Raw genomic sequence first — 18,182 nt, forward strand, 5'->3', positions numbered from 1 at the left:
TTTTTATATGGATGCTATATATAAAATATGCCGTGTGTTAATACCGGTAGTTACCATACTGATGATCCAGTTCTCCTGTAAGAAGAGTGATGGATACAATGATATTATCTCCGGTGATAAAACAAAACCACAACCGGTTACCAATATAAAAGTGATCAATAAGAATGGCGGCGCATACATCACTTATACATTGCCGCCATCAAAAAATGTATTGTATGTGCAGGCAGAGTATATGATCAACGATACGAAAAGCAGGCAAACCAAATCCTCTTTTTATTCAGATACAATTGCGGTTGGTGGATTTGCCAAAAGCCAGGATTATACAGTAACACTCTACACGGTTACACGTGCAGATGTTAAGTCGGATCCCGTGCAGGTAACCGTACACCCCGGCACGCCCACTTACCTGGAGGCATTGCCTACAGTAGTGTTGCGCCCTGATTTTGGAGGGATTAATATCAATGTTACCAATACAACAAAGGATAATATAGGGGTGATCACCATCACAGAAGACGCGACCACAAAAAAAATGGAGATCAAGAACCAGAATTATACCAACCTGGAGAATATCAACTATAGTATCAGGGGATATGATACCATCCCGAGGAAATTTGGCGTATACCTGACAGATGAGTTCGGGAATATTTCTGATACGGTGTATGCTACTATTAAACCGATCTACGAAACGATCATGGATAAATCGAAGTTCAACGTTTATAAGCTCAATTCCGATGATGGATCCAGCTTTGGATGGGAACTGCGTTACATGTGGGATAACAACCTGGGCAGACCAGGTTATCACTCCACCTATCCAACTACAGTGCCACTGCCTAAATGGGTAACGTTTGATATGGGCCAGGCGGCAAAGCTTAGCCGGTTCACGCTCTGGGGCCGGGGCCTGGATGATGGCAATTACCTCTGGGGATACGGCAACCCCGATACCTGGGTAATGTGGGGCCGTGCAGATGAACCGGTGGATGAAATATTACCCGATACCATGCACCTGCCGGCAGTAGGACAGGCAACACCAGGAGGCTGGATCAACATGGGCATTTATCATCTGCCCGCGCAGCCATCCGGACTGGTATCGCCGGCATATAACAATGCCGACCTGGCTTTCTGGAATGCAGGCTTTGGTTACAATTTTTCCCTGAACCTGCCCAAGGTAAGATACATGCGGTTTGAATGTGTAACCAATGCAGCGCACAGTAATGAATTCTTTCACATCATGGAGCTCAGCATATGGGGCGATAACAGGTAGCGTATTTCCTTTATTGATATTGTTTTAAAGTTATTTTATTAAAAATATAAAGAGATGAGAAAGTATCTTATTGCTGCAAAACTCCTCTTACCACTTTGCGGCTTATTTTTCTTCATAGCCTGTACACGGAAGGCCACTGATTTCCGCGACTTCCTGGGTAATACGGAAGTCCAGTATCCGGGCACGGTATCAGGGATTACCATACTTCCAGGCAACGGCCGGCTGGCCATTGCCTGGAAGCCCAGCCCGGACCCCGGTATCAGCAAATATGTGCTGTTCTGGAACAACCGCCAGGATTCCGTAACCATCAATGCCACTTCACATAACCCTTCAGATACGGTACATTGCCTCATCACTGGTTTGAACGAATACGCCTATACGTTTTTCCTGTATTCGTATGATGCTGAAGGCAACCGCTCTATTGTAACGGAAATAGATAATGCGCATGTATATGGCAATATCTATAGAAGCACACTGCACAACCGTTTGCCTGATGCCGCTACACCATATAAAATACGTGACGACGGTTCCGTAACCCTGTTCTTCTCCGTGCCTGATACCATTAATATCAATACTGTTATTAAGTATACCAACGCCGCAGGGGTAGCTGCCATCGCTACTATTGCAGGCAACCAGGATTCTGTTAACATACCGGGCTACAAAGCCGGGCAGCCGGTAACCTATCAATCGTCCTATATCCCGTCTAAAGGCGCCCTGGATACTTTTTATACCAACAGCTACGATACTTTCCCCGACATTTACAAACTGGTAGCCTGCGATAAAAGCCTGTTCCAGGAACATGACCTGCCAAATGATATGGGCATCTACCAGTCAGATACCCGTGTCAGCAAATTATGGGATGGGAGTGTAGGGCCACAGGGATATCCCAACATTTTCCATAGCGATGATAACGGTTCCAATTCCCCGCTGCCGCGCACCCTTACTTTTGATATGGGGAAAACGTACAACCTTGGCCAGATAGAAGAAACAGGCAGGGATTGCTGTAATAATCCTTCCGAATTTGAAGTATGGGGAATTGCAGATATCACCAATGCCGCCACCTCGCTGAAAAGTACCGATCCGGGCTGGGCCGCTGAAATGAGCAGCAAAGGATGGACGCTTTTAACCACTGCTGTCAGGGGCGATAACGGTAACGACCCTATGAAATTTAACTTCATCCCCCAGGCGCCACCTGTACGCTATATCCGCATAAGGGTTTTGCATACGGTGAATAATTCCAACTCTGTCAACATGAGCGAAATAACCATGTTCAGCAAGCAGTAAACCTGTTTTCAAAGCAGCAGGAAGTTTATCTCCCTGCTGCTTCGCTGTGCAATAACCATAACATACCAGGCAAGCTGCCAGGAGATAAGCAGGTGATAACCCGCATCTATTAAGATATGGCTTATATGTGGCGTATATATGGCTTATATATGGGGGAACTATGGGGTATACCGGGAGTAGCCATATAGTTTGCATACAGGAACATGTCCCTGTTTATAAATATAAGCAGGAATAGCGATAATGAATAACCTTTATCGCCCATTAATTTCAATATCCCCCGGCGGCAGGTTTAAGGCAGGAATTTTGTGGCTTACAAAATCCTGTGTTCCAGGTATTGTATAACCTTTAAAAAGCAACATGATGGCAAACATGAAAACCGTTGACGGAGCTGAAAACCATAAAGTGGTCTCAAAAGAAGAGTGGCTGGCCGCCAGGCTTGAGCTGCTGGAAGCCGAGAAGGAACTGACAAGGCGCAGCGACGAACTGGCAGTGCGCCGCCAGTCGCTTCCCTGGGTGAAAATAGACAAAGACTACCAGTTTGAAACAGCAGAAGGGAAGGTTTCCCTCGCAGATCTGTTCAGGGGATGCTCCCAGCTGCTGATCTATCACTTTATGTTCGGGCCGGACTATGCGGCCGGTTGTCCCAGTTGCACGGCTATTGCCGACGGTTTTAACGGTTTTGCTACCCATCTGGCCAATCATGATGTGATGCTTTGGGCGGTATCCCGTGCGCCAATCGAAAAGCTGCTGGTTTACAGGCAAAGGATGGGCTGGAGCTTTCCATGGGCTTCCTCCTATAACAGCGATTTTAACTACGATTTCAACGTCAGTTTCACAGTGGAGCAGCAGCAATCGGGCGATATTGATTATAACTACAGGAAACCTGTATTTGAATGGCGCCCGGGCCAGGAGGGAGGCGGCGCCGAAGCAGAAGATAAGTTTGCCGCAATGGCCGGTACAGATACAGCCACCTATCACCGGGAAAGGCCCGGTATGAGCGCTTTCGTGCTGGAAGATGGGGTTATTTATCACACCTATTCCACCTACGCCCGCGGATTGGATGGGCTTTGGGGAATGTACCAATGGCTGGACCGCGCCCCAAGAGGACGGAATGAAACAGGAGGCATATGGTGGCGCCGGAACGATGAATATGGTAATGACTCCGCTGGTAACATGGGTGTAAAAGATTGCTGCAGGTAACTGATCCATCTAGTTGGGACGGACATATTTATATATAATGTAGTCGGTTAACGGTCTTAGCCTCTTCTGGTGGTATATGGGATGGTATCCGTCGGATGTATAAAACTCTATTCCCTCATCTACCTTTACATACCAAACATATCCCTTTGCCCTTCCGGTGATGGTATCAGGTTTGGTTATTTTTTTGAAACGATGCAGCATTACGGAGTCTAAGGCCACTACCAGCGTATCCTTAAATTTCTGATTGCAGGAAACGGGTTCATAATGGTCACCCGCCCAATACATACAGCTTTCTTTACCGGTTAAAACTATTTTAGACGTTTTACGATTCAGTAACCAATAAGAACCACCACCAATAAATATAATCAGGAATGCTAATATAATAATGACCCGGTTCTTAGAGCCGGGTTTTGTTTTTTCAGGAACATGCTCAAACATCTTCATTACCCCTACGTTTGCTCCACTCTTATCAACTTTCCCTGTAGCAACTTCCTGTTCCTCTTCTTCTTTTTCTTCTTCAACGGGCTCCGGACCAGCACCGGCGGCATCATACTTTTTCCCTAATTGAAATGGCCTTGGCTCAAAATTGATCAGCCAGGCCAGCAGCTCAGTATTTTTCTGATCGGTGCTTGCAACCTGGCCTCTCAGGTAATTCACCAGGGGCTTAAACCTGTCTGTGTCATGTTTTTTTATCGCCAGGATATAGCCCGCCACATCATCCCTCTTTCCAAAAAAAGTTCTCAACACCTGTTCATCTTTTGCCTGGTACCGCTCTTCACATACGGCAATACATTCATCTCTGATTTGGGCAGGCGTAGGAGATCTCAGGCGTAGTGAAAGTGCATTCCCTGCCTTTTTTTCCTGGTAATCTTTAAGGACTAACGACTGATAATCAGGATACATTTTACAAGTATAAGGGTGAAAACTGTCGGAATTTATGGAATCCGTCCGGCATTTCAGGAATCTTCCCGGAATTACCGGAATTATCGGAATATGTTGCTAATCAACCACTTACCCCGGAATATCTTTGCTTTGAAATCAATTGGATCCCGCATTAGCTAGCGGTTTTTACTGCGCAGAATTGGTTTCACCCCGAGCAACGAAAGCGGTGGTTGATAGCCGGCCTGGGAAGCGATTACCAGCTTCCGCAATCAATGCTCTCCCTCTCTTCCCAAAAGTGTAAGAAGCGCTTCTTACCCCTTTGCAGTGCGGCCTTTGGGCTGACTGCCCCCCAATTCTTTCACTTTAAACTTAACTACAATGTTTTCTATTTTTATAGCCTTGTTTTGGGCATTGGTGTGCCCCGATCATACTAACACGACAAAAAATTGCGATCATGGTTCACAGGTAACCACTATGGATGATACCGGCGGAGAAACAGGTCATGTGCCTCCTCATCCCCCGATTCCACCAAAAGGATAACAGACAATAAAGATAAGGCAAGTTTTTACTTGCCTTATCTTTTATCCCATACCTGAGCATTGTAGCCCTCTTTTTTATTTTTATTCCTTATTTTTCCATAGACAATCCTATTTTTTAAGCAAAATTGTCGTTTTGAGAACGCCCCTTTTTTCCCTTATACTAACCGCCTGCCTTTTTGCATGTAACAGGAAGAACAGTATTGTTGCTGTAGAAAGAGAGCCTGATTTTAAAAAGGCAGAGTCTTTTTTATACTATAGGAACGATTCTGCTTTTTATTACTTTAATAAAGTTGTTTCCAATTCAAAAGACAGTCTGCAAATTGCGATGGCCTATAATGGCATGGCAGTAATCCTGTCTGATGCCGGTGATTACTTCGGCGCCCAGGAGAACCTCTTAATATCTCTCAGTTATCTGGATGAGCAAAAGGAAAAGGACCGCTATTGTATTTCGTCGGATTATAATGAACTGGGCGGCACCAGTTTAAATTTAAAAAATTACGACGCAGCCATTGATTATTATGACCGTGCATTAAAATTTGCAGAAGATGATGGGTTTAAGCTGATGTTTTTGAACAATAAAGCAGTTGTTTACCAAAAGACACGGGATTTTGCAAAGGCTATTGCCATATATGACTCCATACTGGGCAAAGGTAAGAAAGATGAAAAGGCATATGCAATGGTGTTATCCAACAAGGGCCCGGACGAGATGGCTGCAGGATTCCGGTTACCGCGCCACCCCGGAGTTACTGGAGGCATTACAGATCAGGGTGAATCAAAAGGATTACTGGGGACAAAATGCCAGTTACGCTCATTTGTCTGATTATTACGCCAATTCCCATCCTGATTCCGCATTGATGTATGCAGATAAAATGTATGCAATTACCCGTTATCTTAACAGTCCTGACGATGAAATAGAGGCGCTGCAAAAATTAATATTACTCAGTCCCCCGCAAAATATCCGGCAATACTACAAGCGCTACCAGTATTTAAACGATAGTGTTCAAACCGCCCGCAATACGGCTAAGAATCAATTTGCGCTTATCCGTTATGATGTGGAGAAAAATAAGGTTGAAAACCTGAAGCTGCAAAAGGAGAATGCTGATAAAAAAGTGCAGATTATACAGCAACGTTTAATGATCTATGGTGCGGCAGCAGCCATGATTTTAGGTGTTTTTCTTGTTGTCATCTGGAGCCGGAAACGCAGGCAGCAAATGGCATGGAGGATTCATGAACATAAACTGAAAACTTCGCAGAAAGTGCACGACGTGGTGGCCAATGGCCTGTACCGTATTATGACTGAAATTGAGCATCAGCCCATAAAAAAGGAGATCCTGCTGGATAAGATCGAGGATATGTATGAGCGGTCGCGCGATATTTCTTACGAACAACCTGAAATTACCAGTACCGATTTCCAGGCGGAGATAGCCTGGCTGCTGAAAACTTTCAATACAGATACTACCAGGGTAGTGACTGTTGGAAACGATGAAGGATTATGGGAAAAAGTAGATGCTAATATAAAAAAGGAAGTAAAATATATCCTGCAGGAATTAATGGTTAATATGAAAAAGCATAGCCGTGCCAGTCACGTGGCTATCCGGTTTAAGCAATCAGGCAACCGGGTGGAAATTCAATATACTGATAACGGCGTGGGGCTGCCGGCAGCCCATAGTTTGGGAAACGGATTAACCAATACGGGAACCCGTATCAGGAATATAAATGGTGAGATTACTTTTACCAATATAAATACAGGGCTTAAAATCCTGGTTTCTTTTCCAATAGTATTGATAAAATGATTAAAAAAGTACTTATAGCAGAAGATCACGAAAGCGCAAATTTTTCTGTACAGAAAACCCTGGAAGAGTTGGGGATTACTGATCCGGATTATGTGTACTATTGTGACGACGCACTGGCAAGGATACAAAAAGGTGTGCAGGATGGTCAGTCTTACGACCTGCTGATCACGGATCTTTATTTTGAAGAAGATACACGGGTACAGAAAATTTCCAGTGGCCTGTTGCTCATACCGGCTGTTCGCCAGGTTCAGCCGGATTTAAAAATAATCGTTTTCTCAGCGGAGAACAAGCCCTCAGTTATTGAAATGTTGTTTGAGAAATCAGATATCGATGGTTATGTGCGTAAAGCGAGGAATGATGCAAAGGATCTTAAAGCGGCTATTGAAACTGTTGCCAGGAACCAACGCTATTTCCCGCGGCATCTTACACAGATGATCAGGCAAAAGAACGTTTATGATTTCACAGAGTACGATATCACTATTATCTCCCTGCTTGCAAACGGCATGCGCCAGAAGGATATTCCTGCTTTCCTGCTCGAAAAGCAGATCACTCCATCGGGCTTAAGCAGTATAGAGAAGCGATTGAATTATATAAAAGAAACATTGGAATTTACAAAGAATGAACAGCTGATCGCGTTTTGCAAAGACATGGGCATTATATAAAAAGAAGGAAGTGTTACGGTTTCCCGTAAGAATTATCATCGGCAGATATCTACTTTTGATATATAACAATTGTGAAAAACTATGAAACGGAATTATTATGTATCAAAGGTTGCACAAAACAGCAGTGGCGATCATGAAGTACATGATCAAACCTGCAGGTACCTGCCGGCATCTGAGCACCGGTTATTCCTGGGGGAATTTGAATCCTGCCGCGAGGCAGTAAGCACAGCTAAAAAGATCTATTATAATGCTGATGGCTGCAGGTTTTGCTCACCGGAGTGTCATAGAAGATAAGGTGTTTAATATTCCGCTGGATGAAAACTTTTTTACTCATATTCTTTCTTTTCAGTACCGCCGGATGCGCCGGTCCCAAAACGGTGTATATCTGTAACAGTAAGAATGCCCGGAAGTATCATTATACAGCGGACTGCAGGGGACTAAGCGATTGCCAGTACCGGATTGTAAAAACAACGCTGAAGAGCGCAGTTAGCAAGAACAAAACACTTTGTGACTGGGAGCGTGATTCCTCGGGTACTGCGTCGCGGGGTCGCTGAGCACAATACTTTATTACATCCCATACCCCCGTCAACCCTGAATTATCCTGGCTATTATTTCATCTGAACACAATCTTTTATTATGGGCTGGTCTTACCGGAAATCTTTTGGTGTATCACCATTCAGAATAAATTTGTCCAAAAAAGGCATTAGTTATTCGATGGGCGTGAAAGGAGCGCGCGTTAATATAAGCTCCCGGGGAACATATGTCAGCTTAAGCTCTCATGGCATTACCTATCGTCAGAAGATATCCGGGCCTGCTGCTCCTGCGCGGCAGACAGCGCCCCCGATACCATCAGGCGGAATAACTGATAATATAACATCCGCCCATGTTGATCAGCTGACAGATGCGGATTCACAGGCATTCATTACGGAATTGAATCAGAAAAGCAGGCAGGCCTCCTATGTAAAGCGATGGGGCATTTTACCATTATGCACCATATTGCTGATATTGTTATTAACTCCGTATGGCCGGCAGGAAGAAGTAATGAAACCGGCATTGATCCTCTGCTTTTGTTGCTTTGCGCCCCTTATTTATTGGTTGGGGAAACTGGACAGGAAGCGGTTCACTATGGAACTTCATTATGATATGGACGACAGGTATCAACAGGTGTACCGGCAGTTTAAGGATCATTTTGCCACCTTTTCCCAATCTTCAAGGATCTGGCAGTATCTCAATACAAAAAATATAACTGATTATAAGCGGAACGCAGGCGCAGGCAGGTTGATCAAAAGGGCCAGGCTACGCGGGGTATCGGCCAGCAAAATGCCTATGCCATACTTTATGACCAATGTGGCCATTCCCTGTATCTCCCTTAATAATATGGATCTGTTTTTTTTGCCTGAACGCCTGTTGATAAAACGTGGTAAAACTTTTGCCGCCGTATTTTATAAGAATTTGCGCATTACCAGCAATGTTACCAGGTTTATTGAATCCGAGCTTTTGCCTGGCGATGCCAAAGTGGTTGACTACACCTGGCGGTACGTGAATAAAAGCGGAGGGCCCGACAGGCGCTTTAGCAGTAACCAACGGCTCCCCATATGCGCCTACTCAGAATATATGTTTACCTCAGACACGGGGGTCTTTGAAGTGATTTCTACTTCAAAGCCATTAGCCATGAATGATTTTGCAGATTTTCTTTCAAAAATAGGACAGATGCAGAGGTACCGTTAACAACCGCAACTGCAACTTGGGCGGGCGGCTCCGCAACCAGCTCCTGTACTAAAGAAATTAGCTGTTTTTTTGAAGAAGGGAACATCCCAAACGCCGTTTAAGCGATCCAGGATGATCGCCCGCTGTTGTACGGTACTGATATTGTTAAGAACAGCACGTTGTTTCCTGATTGCTTTTTCCATAATAGTGTGATCACTGTCCGGGCAAAGCCAGGAAATAAATGAAATGAAGCACAGGAAGAAAAATATGCCATATAAGAGACCGGTGAACAAATTAACTTCTTCGGCAGGGAAACAAAAAAACAACATAAGGGATAACGCCGGCCAGACAAGGTAAAGCATGTTATCCCTTTGCGGGGGTGCTGTTTGTACGGTAGCAATGGGATGCAGGTAGCCGTTTACCGCAGCCGACAGCTGGGCAAGACTGAATTTTGATTTATTATGCAGTTGATCCATGGATTGAAGTAAAATTTCCGGCCGGATGAAATTTTGATTTCCGGGAGATGTTGTTTGATCAGTTATGAGCGAAGAGTATTTTTTTGCAAATTCATTTTTTGTATCGCGTATCCTGATCCAGTTGTTTTCCACCAGGTCATTTACCAACAGTAAAAATGCATTGTTATAGCCACCCGATAAATAAGCCAGTTGATACCTGTTGTAAAGTGGCAGGTTCCTTATAACAGGTTTAAGATGCCTTTCCTCTCTCATGGCAACAAGTTTTCTGATGATAAAGAGCAGGGGGGTGAAAAGAACGAAGTACTGCAGCACGGAAAGATCATGAAGCGGCAACTCACCAAATACCAGCCAGGTGAATATAAAAGGGAGCGCTATTGTAAGATAATAAGCCAATTGGCCTGTACCGGTGCGGGAGCCCACGGGGGATGGCTGAATGCCGGGAATTTTGTCTGGATACAGGAACGGCGTTAACGCCGGGGGAATGCGCCAGAACTTCGCTGGCGGATTTTGTTTAAACACCTTTATGTATAATAGGAGGGTTTCCAGGTACCAGTCGTGATGTTTTGTATAATCTATAATACCGCCCACATTGGGAAAATGGTGAAGCTCGCGTTGCAGGATATTGGGGCAGAAGTTTTTCCAGTATTCGGTAGTATACAATAAATGCATATGCCAAACCTTATCTACAATAACAGACGGGGAAGCTCCGTTTCCGGATATACAACAGAGATAAACAAACCGCTTATATTCCAGGATAGCATCTTTCGTAAAATCACCGGTCCAGTTCTCTGTTTGTGCCAGCTTTTTTGAAAAAGGAATGGCGGCATTGGCGTCATCAATAGCATAATTCTCAATCCTTATCCAAAGCGCATTTTCCCGGTAGTTTATATGTTCGTCGGTTAACAGAATATTTGAATGCAGCGGTTTCATGGCGTTGTTTTAATACTAACTTCTGCAAATTGTAAAACATAAAAGTCTTACATTGGTATTATCTGACGCTGTTTTTATCTTATATTCGTCTTATGAAAAAAGAAGACCTGTTACACCTTGAAAAGCTGATGAGTTTTCTGGCGGCTCATTTTATCCGGAAGAGCTCATGGAAAGATGTCTCAAAATCGGAGTGGATGTATATTGCCGGGGAGCTGAACAGGTTGCTGCTGGAGCAGCACAGGAAACTCAGGATAGGAAAGGAAGCGGATTTAATGGGTGCAAATTATCTTTACGAGCATCTCATCATTAATAAGCTAAAAGCCTATGAAGGGAAGAAAAACCTTGCCGGTGCCAGTACGCCTAACCTCAGTAAATTAAACCGGATCGTGCAGGTTTTAGGATACGATAATTACTTCGATTTTATTAACTCACACAAGGAGGCTTTTAGTTTTAATGATTTAAAGATCGAGATTCCAAAGGCAACGGTGAATACCAAACTATTGGATGAATTAGTTGGATTCTGGTATTCCTATAACCGTAATTTACCCGATAACCCGGATAAGATAAATGAAGAAAGGATCTGGCGCTCATCAGTGGAAATATACAGGTCAGAATCTTCAGGCGAATACCTGATAGAGAGGAGCGGAGGCGACAATCATAAGTATTACGGCAAAATAACGGCTTATGCGGATTATGTTTTCATTATTATGAACAGCAATACCTTTATCAGGCAGCGGCATTTTATTTCCCGTCTGAAAGATATTAATGAGAAGCTAAAGCAACCGGGTTATAAATTAAGCGAGATGCATTTTATCAGCACCTGTATCAGTTTTAACCAGGAACCGATAGCGTTGTTTGAAATCTTCCAGAAAGTAAACAATACCAGGAACTTTGTTGCCGATTCTATCAGTTTCCTTATAGAAAGCAAGGAGCTTCCGGCAAGCGTAGTGGCCCATTTAAAGAATACGGAAGGGAGCCGTATTAATTACAGGTAAATCAGAGTTTTGGGGGTAACACAATGGATATGATAAATCCTTTAATGTCTATATTTGCTGTCCAAAGGTTCTGAATTTAATTCAATCAAACAATAAGTCAGATTAATATGACCACACGCAATAGCACTGCCAACCAGGAAACCTGTCCCGCGCAGGCACTGCTTAAATTGTTATCCGGAAAGTATAAAGCGGAAATTTTCCGTCTTGCTACCACCGGCCCTGTACGCTTTAGCAGCTTACTACGCGATATCCCTGAAGCCAACCGGCAATCCATATCGGTAGCCCTGCGTGAGCTGGAGGAGCATGGATTGCTGAAAAAGGACATTATTAAAAACAAGCCGCTTCACATTGAATATCAGCTAAGCCCAAGAGGTGTGGAGGTCATTTCTGTTTTTAAGCAATTGGAAGGATTGATAGGATAACATTATGCTAACCCTGGTCCGGCTTTAAGATACCTCACTCCCCCGGTAAAATAAACACCGGAGATCCGCGTCCCCGCCCGGGAAGCCGCGGTATAACAATATGCCATAGAGAAACTTTCAGCTACATGTTTTGTCACACTGTAAAATATCAGCAGGCAACCTGCGTTAATGACTTGCCGTATAATATATATTGTCATTTTAACAATTATAATTGGAAAACCTATGAAAACTAAGAGGCTATGCACTGTTGGAGTAATATTTTTATTTTTCGTGGCAGCGGCATGTAAAAAAGAGATGGGCAGCGCAGCGGAGAAGCTGGCGTTAAATAATCATGACACTGTTTTTGTGCATCCGGGATTATTGCATAAACAATCGGATTTTGACCGCATGAAAAGTAAAGTGGGCGCAGGAGCGGAGCCCTGGCTGTCGGGCTGGCATCAGCTGACCGCCAATCCGCATAGTGCGCTCAGCTGGCAGCCCCACCCGGCAGATACCGTTTACCGCGGTAGTGATGGTGTTCACAGGGAAAACTACGCTCAGCTATATAATGATATCGCTGCGGCCTATGCCACGGCATTAAGATGGAAGATCTCGGGGGAAGATGCTTATGCCGATAAGTCGATACAGATCATGAACGCATGGTCGGGCACACTTAAAGGCCTTGGCGGGAATAACGATGTTAACCTGGCTGCGGGCTTATACGGCTATCAGTTTGCAAATGCGGCCGAAATCATGAGGACTTACAAGGGCTGGGCGCCGGCGGACTTTTCCCGGTTTCAGAAAATGATGCGTAACATTTTTTACCCGATGAATCACGCTTTCCTGACAAGGAGGGAGCGGTGTATGAGTCATTTCTATGCCAACTGGGACTTATGCGTCATGAATTCCATCCTGGCAATAGGCGTGTTATGCGACGACCGGGACCTTTACAATGAGGCCATCAGCTATTTTAAATATGGTGCCGGTAACGGCGCTGTTAGGAATGCCGTTTACTTTGTTCATCCGGATGGCCTGGGGCAATGGCAGGAAAGTGGCCGTGACCAGGGGCATACCACCCTTGGCATCGGTTTAATGGGCGCTTTTTGCGAAATGGCCTGGAATCAGAACGACGATATGTATGGTTATGATAATAACCGCTTCCTGAAAGGCGCAGAGTATGTAGCTGCATATAACCTCGGCGACGCTGTGCCCTATAAACCTTACACCAACTGCGTGGGAGTAGTACAGAATGAGATCAGCAGTGGCAGCCGTGGAAATAACCGCCCGGTGTGGGAACTGGTATACAATCATTATGTAAACCGCAAAGGGCTGGCTGCTCCGAATTGTGCGCGCTTTGCCCAAAGGGTACGGCCGGAGGGCGGCGGTGGAAATTACGGGCCTAACAGCGGAGGCTATGACCAACTTGGTTATGGAACATTAACCTGCACACTGAAATAGGAAGAGGCCCTGGCTTAAAAAAAGGAGGAGGTATCAGATTTGATCGTATACCTGATGAAGAAAATTTCCTCTCAGTGTTATCAGGTTATTTTTGATATAACCTCCTATTGGTATAGTTGAACATACCGGATCAGTTGTATAGGTATTGGCTATGGCAAAAGTTCACTGTAGTTAGAACCGGGATTTAAATACCTGCCGGGGATCCCGTGTCAGCCCGGAATTTGTTGTAATAATATTTATATGTTATTTTGACACTTAAATATGAATATGCTGAATTATGGTATAAAATGTTACAGTGCCCTGGAAATAAGTATCTTTCCGGCAAACATGAATGGAGCGCAGTGCGTGCGGAAAGCGCATTGATGCCGGGCGGGCTAAGTTTTTTATACCTAAAACCTACAGTGATGCGTTACCTTTTAGGAGTTGTTTTATTGTTGCAATCCGTTGCAGCTTTATCACAAAGTGTGCATTTTAATTTTTCAAAGTTCAATACCTTTAATGGACTGTCTAATAACCAGGTAAACGCAGTGTTAAAAGACCAGGATGGTTTCCTGTGGTTTGGAACTGTTTATGGGCTGAACCGTTATGATGGGTATTCCTGCAGGATATTTCGCAACGATCACAACGACAGCACTTCTCTCAGGGCTAATAATATCATCAATTTTTATGAGCTGCCCGGCCGGAAAATGTGGGTATCTACCACGGGAGGCCCCTGTATCTATAACGCAGATACGGAGAAGTTTGATGCTGACTATGATGGTTATTTATCTTCCATTGGTTTGCCTGCAGGTACAATTTCCAATATAGTAAAGGGAAAGGAGGGGAGATACTGGTTCCTTTATGATTACAAGGGACTATATTTATATTCAGCCAATGATAAACGTGCAAAGCCATTTAATCCGGCGGGAACAACTTCCCCTGCTGAAAAGATCACCTCCATAAAAGAAACAGCGGATGGGAAGCTATGGCTGGTATATCAGTCAGGATTTTTACAGGAGTATGATATAAGATCGGAGAAAGTTATTTTTTCCAGTACAGCAATACAAAAGCAGCATAAGGGCGGGGATAATCCGTTATCCCTTTTGGTTGACAATGATGGTGACCTATGGTGCTGGAACTACAATAGTGGCCTCTTCTTTTTCCGTCCGGGGAATAATACTGCTACCCGGATAGGCAAAAATTCGTTTCCTGCCAAGCTGAAATCGGAACTGGTAAGCCAGGTTGTTCAGGACAATAATGGCCTGCTCTGGGTAGGAACAGACCATGGAGGTGTAACCCTGATCGATAAAAAAAATAATTTCAGTTCCAGTTACCTGCTGAATAATCCCAATGACCCCAAGAGCATCAGCCAGAACAGCATCACTGCAATTTATAAAGATGATCAGGGGATCATCTGGCTGGGCACCTACAAGCAAGGTGTAAATTACTACAACAGCAGCGTTATCCAGTTCCCCTATTATCATCACGTTGAGTCAGATCCAAGGAGTTTGCAGTTTGACGATGTAAACCGTTTTGTTGAAGACAGATGGGGTAATATATGGATAGGTACCAATGGAGGAGGGCTGATTTATTTTGACAGGAAAAATAATACTTTCAGGCAATACCTGCACGACCCCAATAATAGCAATAGCCTGAGCAATAATGTAATTGTGAGCCTGTGGATCGACAGGGAAAACGTCCTTTGGGTGGGCACTTATCTTGGCGGGCTCGATAGATTTGACGGCAGGAAATTTACAAACTACCGGCATCACGACAGTGATTCTTTCAGCCTGGCACATGATATAGTGTGGGAGATATTTGAGGATAAGGACCGGCAAATATGGATAGGTACTTTAGGGGCAGGACTGGATCGCTTTGACAGAGCAACCAACCGGTTTACGCATTATAGAAGCAGCGGAGGAGGGAATTATGTTTCAGTTGTTATGCAGGATAAAAAAGGTGATTTATGGATCGGTTCAAGTGGAGGGATCACTGTTCTTGGAAAAGATAATACGACCACTACTTATCAGCATACAAACGGGAAGAACAGCCTGAGCGACAATGGTATCTTCTGCCTGCTGGAAGACAGCAAAGGCCGGATCTGGGCAGGAACGAGGGAAGGACTTAATTTGTTTAACAGGCAAACAGGGGAATTTCAGACTTTTACCACATCAGACGGGCTGCTGGACAATATGATATTGGATATCCTGGAAGACGAACATCAAACACTCTGGATTTCCACCCCTAGTGGTTTATGCAACGCAATTCCCAGGCAAAATAATGGCCATATTAGTTTTTCTGTTATTAATTACGATGCCACCAATAACCTGCAGAACCGGGAGTTCAATAATAGAGCCGCACTAAGAACACGGGGAGGTGAATTGATCTTCGGGGGCCCATCCGGGTTTAATATCATTAACCCTGCTTCCATTAAGCAACCTGTAAGGCACTCAGCAATTACTTTCACGGGTTTCCAGATACTGGATAAACATATTGAGCCTGGTGAACGGGTTAATAACCGGGTATTGTTAAACCGTGCTTTATCGCAGTTGCAAAGTATTGACCTGAAATATAAGGAGAATGTTTTCTCTATCGACTTTGCCTCTCTCGATTTTTCCCATAGCCCCAATGATAAGTATGCATACATGCTGGAAGGATTTAACACCGGCTGGCTGTATACGGACGATAACCAACGGAGAGCCACCTATACCAATCTCAGCCCGGGCCATTATATTTTCAAAGTAAAAGTAATGGACAGAACAGGAGCCTGGAGTGAAGTAAAGACTTTACAGATCAATATTGAGCCGCCATTCTGGCGAACTCCCCTTGCTTACTTTATATATTTGCTGATTGCTGCGGGCCTCTTTCTGCTCATCCGGCGTATTACTTTAGACAGGATTCACATGCGCTTTGAAGTCAGGCAGCAACGTAAAGAGGCGGAAAGGGCCCATGCACTGGAGCAGTTAAAGACAAAGTTCTTTACCAATGTAAGCCATGAATTCCGTACGCCGTTAAGTCTTATCATAGCGCCATTGGACAGGATCATTAAACATGCTACCGACGATGAACAGATCGCACAATTGAATCTGGTACAACGGAATGCCAAACGTCTTTTGAACCTGGTAAACCAGCTGCTTGATTTCAGGAAGATGGAAGTACAGGAGATAAAGCTGCATCCCGCCGTAGGAGATATTATCAGTTTTTGCAGGGAAACCAGCCTTTCTTTCACCGATATTGCGGAAAAGAAGAAAATCCTGTTTTCATTCTCAAGTAACATTGATCACCTGGAAATTTACTTTGATAAGGATAAAATAGAGAAAATTTTATTTAACCTGCTGTCTAACGCATTTAAGTATACATATGATAATGGAAATATAAGTGTCAAAATGACATATAACGCGCCGGATACATATGACACAGATGGAACGCTGGCCATCAGCATAAGCGATTCGGGTATCGGTATCCCGGCAGATCAGCATGGGAAGATATTCGAACGCTTTTTTCAGACAGAGGTACCGGATAGCATGGTGAACCAGGGAACAGGTATAGGTTTAGCCATCACAAAGGAGTTTGTGAAATTACATAATGGTACCATCACCGTAGAAAGTGAGCCGGATAAGGGAACCTGTTTTACGGTACTGCTCCCTGCAAAAAGGATGCATGTTCCGCCCCGTCCTGTAACTCATCCATCACCTGTGGATGAAGGGGAACAGATAATAGTGGAGGAAGGGAAAAAGGGTTCCGGCAAGAAAGTAATAATGATAGTGGAAGACAATGAGGATTTGCGCTTTTATCTGAAAGACAATTTAAAGGAGCAGTATCATGTTGAGGAAGCTACTAACGGAAAGGAAGGCTGGGAGAAAATAAAACGGCTGAATCCCGATCTCGTGGTAAGCGACATTATGATGCCATTGATGGATGGGGTTGAACTGGCCGGAAAAATTAAGTCGGAAATGCTCACCGCGCATATCCCTGTTATTTTACTTACCGCCATAGGCAGCGAGGAGAAGCAACTGGAGGGATTGAAAGCAGGAGCCAATGATTACATTACAAAACCTTTCACCTTTGAGATCCTGGCCTCCCGTATTAATAACCTGCTGGCACAGCAACAGTTATTGAAAAAAAGATTCAAGAAGCAGATAGAGGTCAATCCGGAAGAGGTGACCATAACGCCTGTAGACGAAAAATTCCTGAAGCAGGCAATGGAGATAATTGAAAAGCAAATGGATAACCCGGATTTTTCGGTAGATGAATTTAGCAGGGAGATGTTTATGAGCCGGGTGACCTTATATAGAAAGATCAATTCCCTCACCGGCAAATCGCCGTTGGATTTTATCCGGTCCATCCGTTTGAAAAGAGCGGCTCAGTTATTAGATAAAAGTGGAATGTCTATATCAGAAGTAACCTACCAGGTAGGGTTTAATAATCCCAAGGTATTCCGTAAACTATTCAAGGATGAATTCGGAATGACACCTTCCGACTATGCAGCAAATCTCAGGAAGAAAACCTCATAGTCACCCGCCTGCCGGCATTATAGGCGGTAATATTCATTCATTTGTAACATTTGAATCCTGTTGTTGAATCATTTGAGCCCCTGTCCTTTTGTAGTGTAGCA

Annotated in this window: 14 protein-coding genes; 12 read left to right on the forward strand and 2 right to left on the reverse strand. The window is 44.2% G+C overall.

Annotation, left to right across the window (positions count from 1 at the left end):
* Positions 1-34: 34 nt before the first annotated feature.
* The 3 genes from ABIE50_RS08780 to ABIE50_RS08790 all read left to right on the forward strand — a co-directional run bounded on the left by ABIE50_RS08780 (position 35) and on the right by ABIE50_RS08790 (position 3,745).
* Positions 35-1,261 (forward strand): DUF4959 domain-containing protein, encoded by a 1,227-nt coding sequence (locus tag ABIE50_RS08780; RefSeq protein ID WP_354027935.1) that lies wholly within the window; start codon positions 35-37, stop codon positions 1,259-1,261.
* Between the two features lie 54 nt (positions 1,262-1,315).
* Positions 1,316-2,545, forward strand: a complete 1,230-nt coding sequence (locus ABIE50_RS08785) for a DUF4998 domain-containing protein (RefSeq protein ID WP_209864481.1) — start codon at positions 1,316-1,318, stop codon at positions 2,543-2,545.
* A gap of 360 nt (positions 2,546-2,905) precedes the next feature.
* Positions 2,906-3,745 (forward strand): DUF899 domain-containing protein, encoded by an 840-nt coding sequence (locus tag ABIE50_RS08790; RefSeq protein ID WP_209864478.1) that lies wholly within the window; start codon positions 2,906-2,908, stop codon positions 3,743-3,745.
* A 9-nt stretch (positions 3,746-3,754) separates the two neighbouring features.
* Here the strand turns inward: ABIE50_RS08790 and ABIE50_RS08795 are convergent, their stop codons facing one another.
* On the reverse strand, positions 3,755-4,648 hold the full coding sequence (locus tag ABIE50_RS08795) for a hypothetical protein (protein WP_209864475.1): 894 nt from the start codon (positions 4,646-4,648) through the stop codon (positions 3,755-3,757).
* 357 nt (positions 4,649-5,005) lie between these two features.
* Here ABIE50_RS08795 and ABIE50_RS08800 point away from each other — a divergent pair, with 357 nt between their 5' ends.
* From ABIE50_RS08800 to ABIE50_RS08820, 5 genes are all read left to right on the forward strand, one after another.
* Entirely contained in the window at positions 5,006-5,167 is a 162-nt protein-coding gene (locus ABIE50_RS08800; protein WP_354027936.1) for a hypothetical protein, read from the forward strand.
* 132 nt (positions 5,168-5,299) lie between these two features.
* Positions 5,300-5,986: a tetratricopeptide repeat protein gene (locus ABIE50_RS08805; protein ID WP_354027937.1), complete on the forward strand. Its 687-nt coding sequence runs from the start codon at positions 5,300-5,302 to the stop codon at positions 5,984-5,986.
* A 969-nt stretch (positions 5,987-6,955) separates the two neighbouring features.
* Positions 6,956-7,621, forward strand: coding sequence for a response regulator (locus ABIE50_RS08810; protein WP_209864472.1), 666 nt, complete (start codon positions 6,956-6,958; stop codon positions 7,619-7,621).
* Between the two features lie 81 nt (positions 7,622-7,702).
* Complete coding sequence (locus ABIE50_RS08815) at positions 7,703-7,915, forward strand: hypothetical protein (RefSeq protein ID WP_209864469.1); 213 nt, start codon at positions 7,703-7,705, stop codon at positions 7,913-7,915.
* Between the two features lie 342 nt (positions 7,916-8,257).
* Complete coding sequence (locus tag ABIE50_RS08820; RefSeq protein WP_209864466.1) at positions 8,258-9,349, forward strand: DUF4236 domain-containing protein; 1,092 nt, start codon at positions 8,258-8,260, stop codon at positions 9,347-9,349.
* On the opposite strand, the gene ABIE50_RS08825 is transcribed toward ABIE50_RS08820, so the two are convergent.
* Positions 9,346-10,734 carry a UCP032817 domain-containing protein gene (locus ABIE50_RS08825; protein ID WP_209864463.1) on the reverse strand — a complete coding sequence of 463 codons (1,389 nt, stop codon included), beginning with the start codon at positions 10,732-10,734 and terminating at the stop codon, positions 9,346-9,348. The genes ABIE50_RS08820 and ABIE50_RS08825 overlap by 4 nt on opposite strands.
* A gap of 92 nt (positions 10,735-10,826) precedes the next feature.
* Here ABIE50_RS08825 and ABIE50_RS08830 point away from each other — a divergent pair, with 92 nt between their 5' ends.
* The 4 genes from ABIE50_RS08830 (at position 10,827) to ABIE50_RS08845 (ending at position 18,081) form a co-directional block, all read left to right on the forward strand.
* Entirely contained in the window at positions 10,827-11,729 is a 903-nt protein-coding gene (locus tag ABIE50_RS08830; RefSeq protein ID WP_209864460.1) for a hypothetical protein, read from the forward strand.
* Positions 11,730-11,836: 107 nt separating this feature from the next.
* Positions 11,837-12,151, forward strand: coding sequence for a winged helix-turn-helix transcriptional regulator (locus tag ABIE50_RS08835; protein ID WP_209864457.1), 315 nt, complete (start codon positions 11,837-11,839; stop codon positions 12,149-12,151).
* A 222-nt stretch (positions 12,152-12,373) separates the two neighbouring features.
* A complete protein-coding gene (locus ABIE50_RS08840; RefSeq protein WP_209864454.1) occupies positions 12,374-13,588 on the forward strand; it encodes an alginate lyase family protein in 1,215 nt (404 codons plus the stop codon).
* Between the two features lie 404 nt (positions 13,589-13,992).
* Positions 13,993-18,081, forward strand: a complete 4,089-nt coding sequence (locus tag ABIE50_RS08845) for a hybrid sensor histidine kinase/response regulator transcription factor (protein ID WP_209864451.1) — start codon at positions 13,993-13,995, stop codon at positions 18,079-18,081.
* Positions 18,082-18,182: the final 101 nt, after the last annotated feature.

Origin of the sequence: Chitinophaga sp. OAE865, assembly GCF_040546735.1 — a bacterium.
Lineage (GTDB): Bacteria > Bacteroidota > Bacteroidia > Chitinophagales > Chitinophagaceae > Chitinophaga > Chitinophaga polysaccharea_A.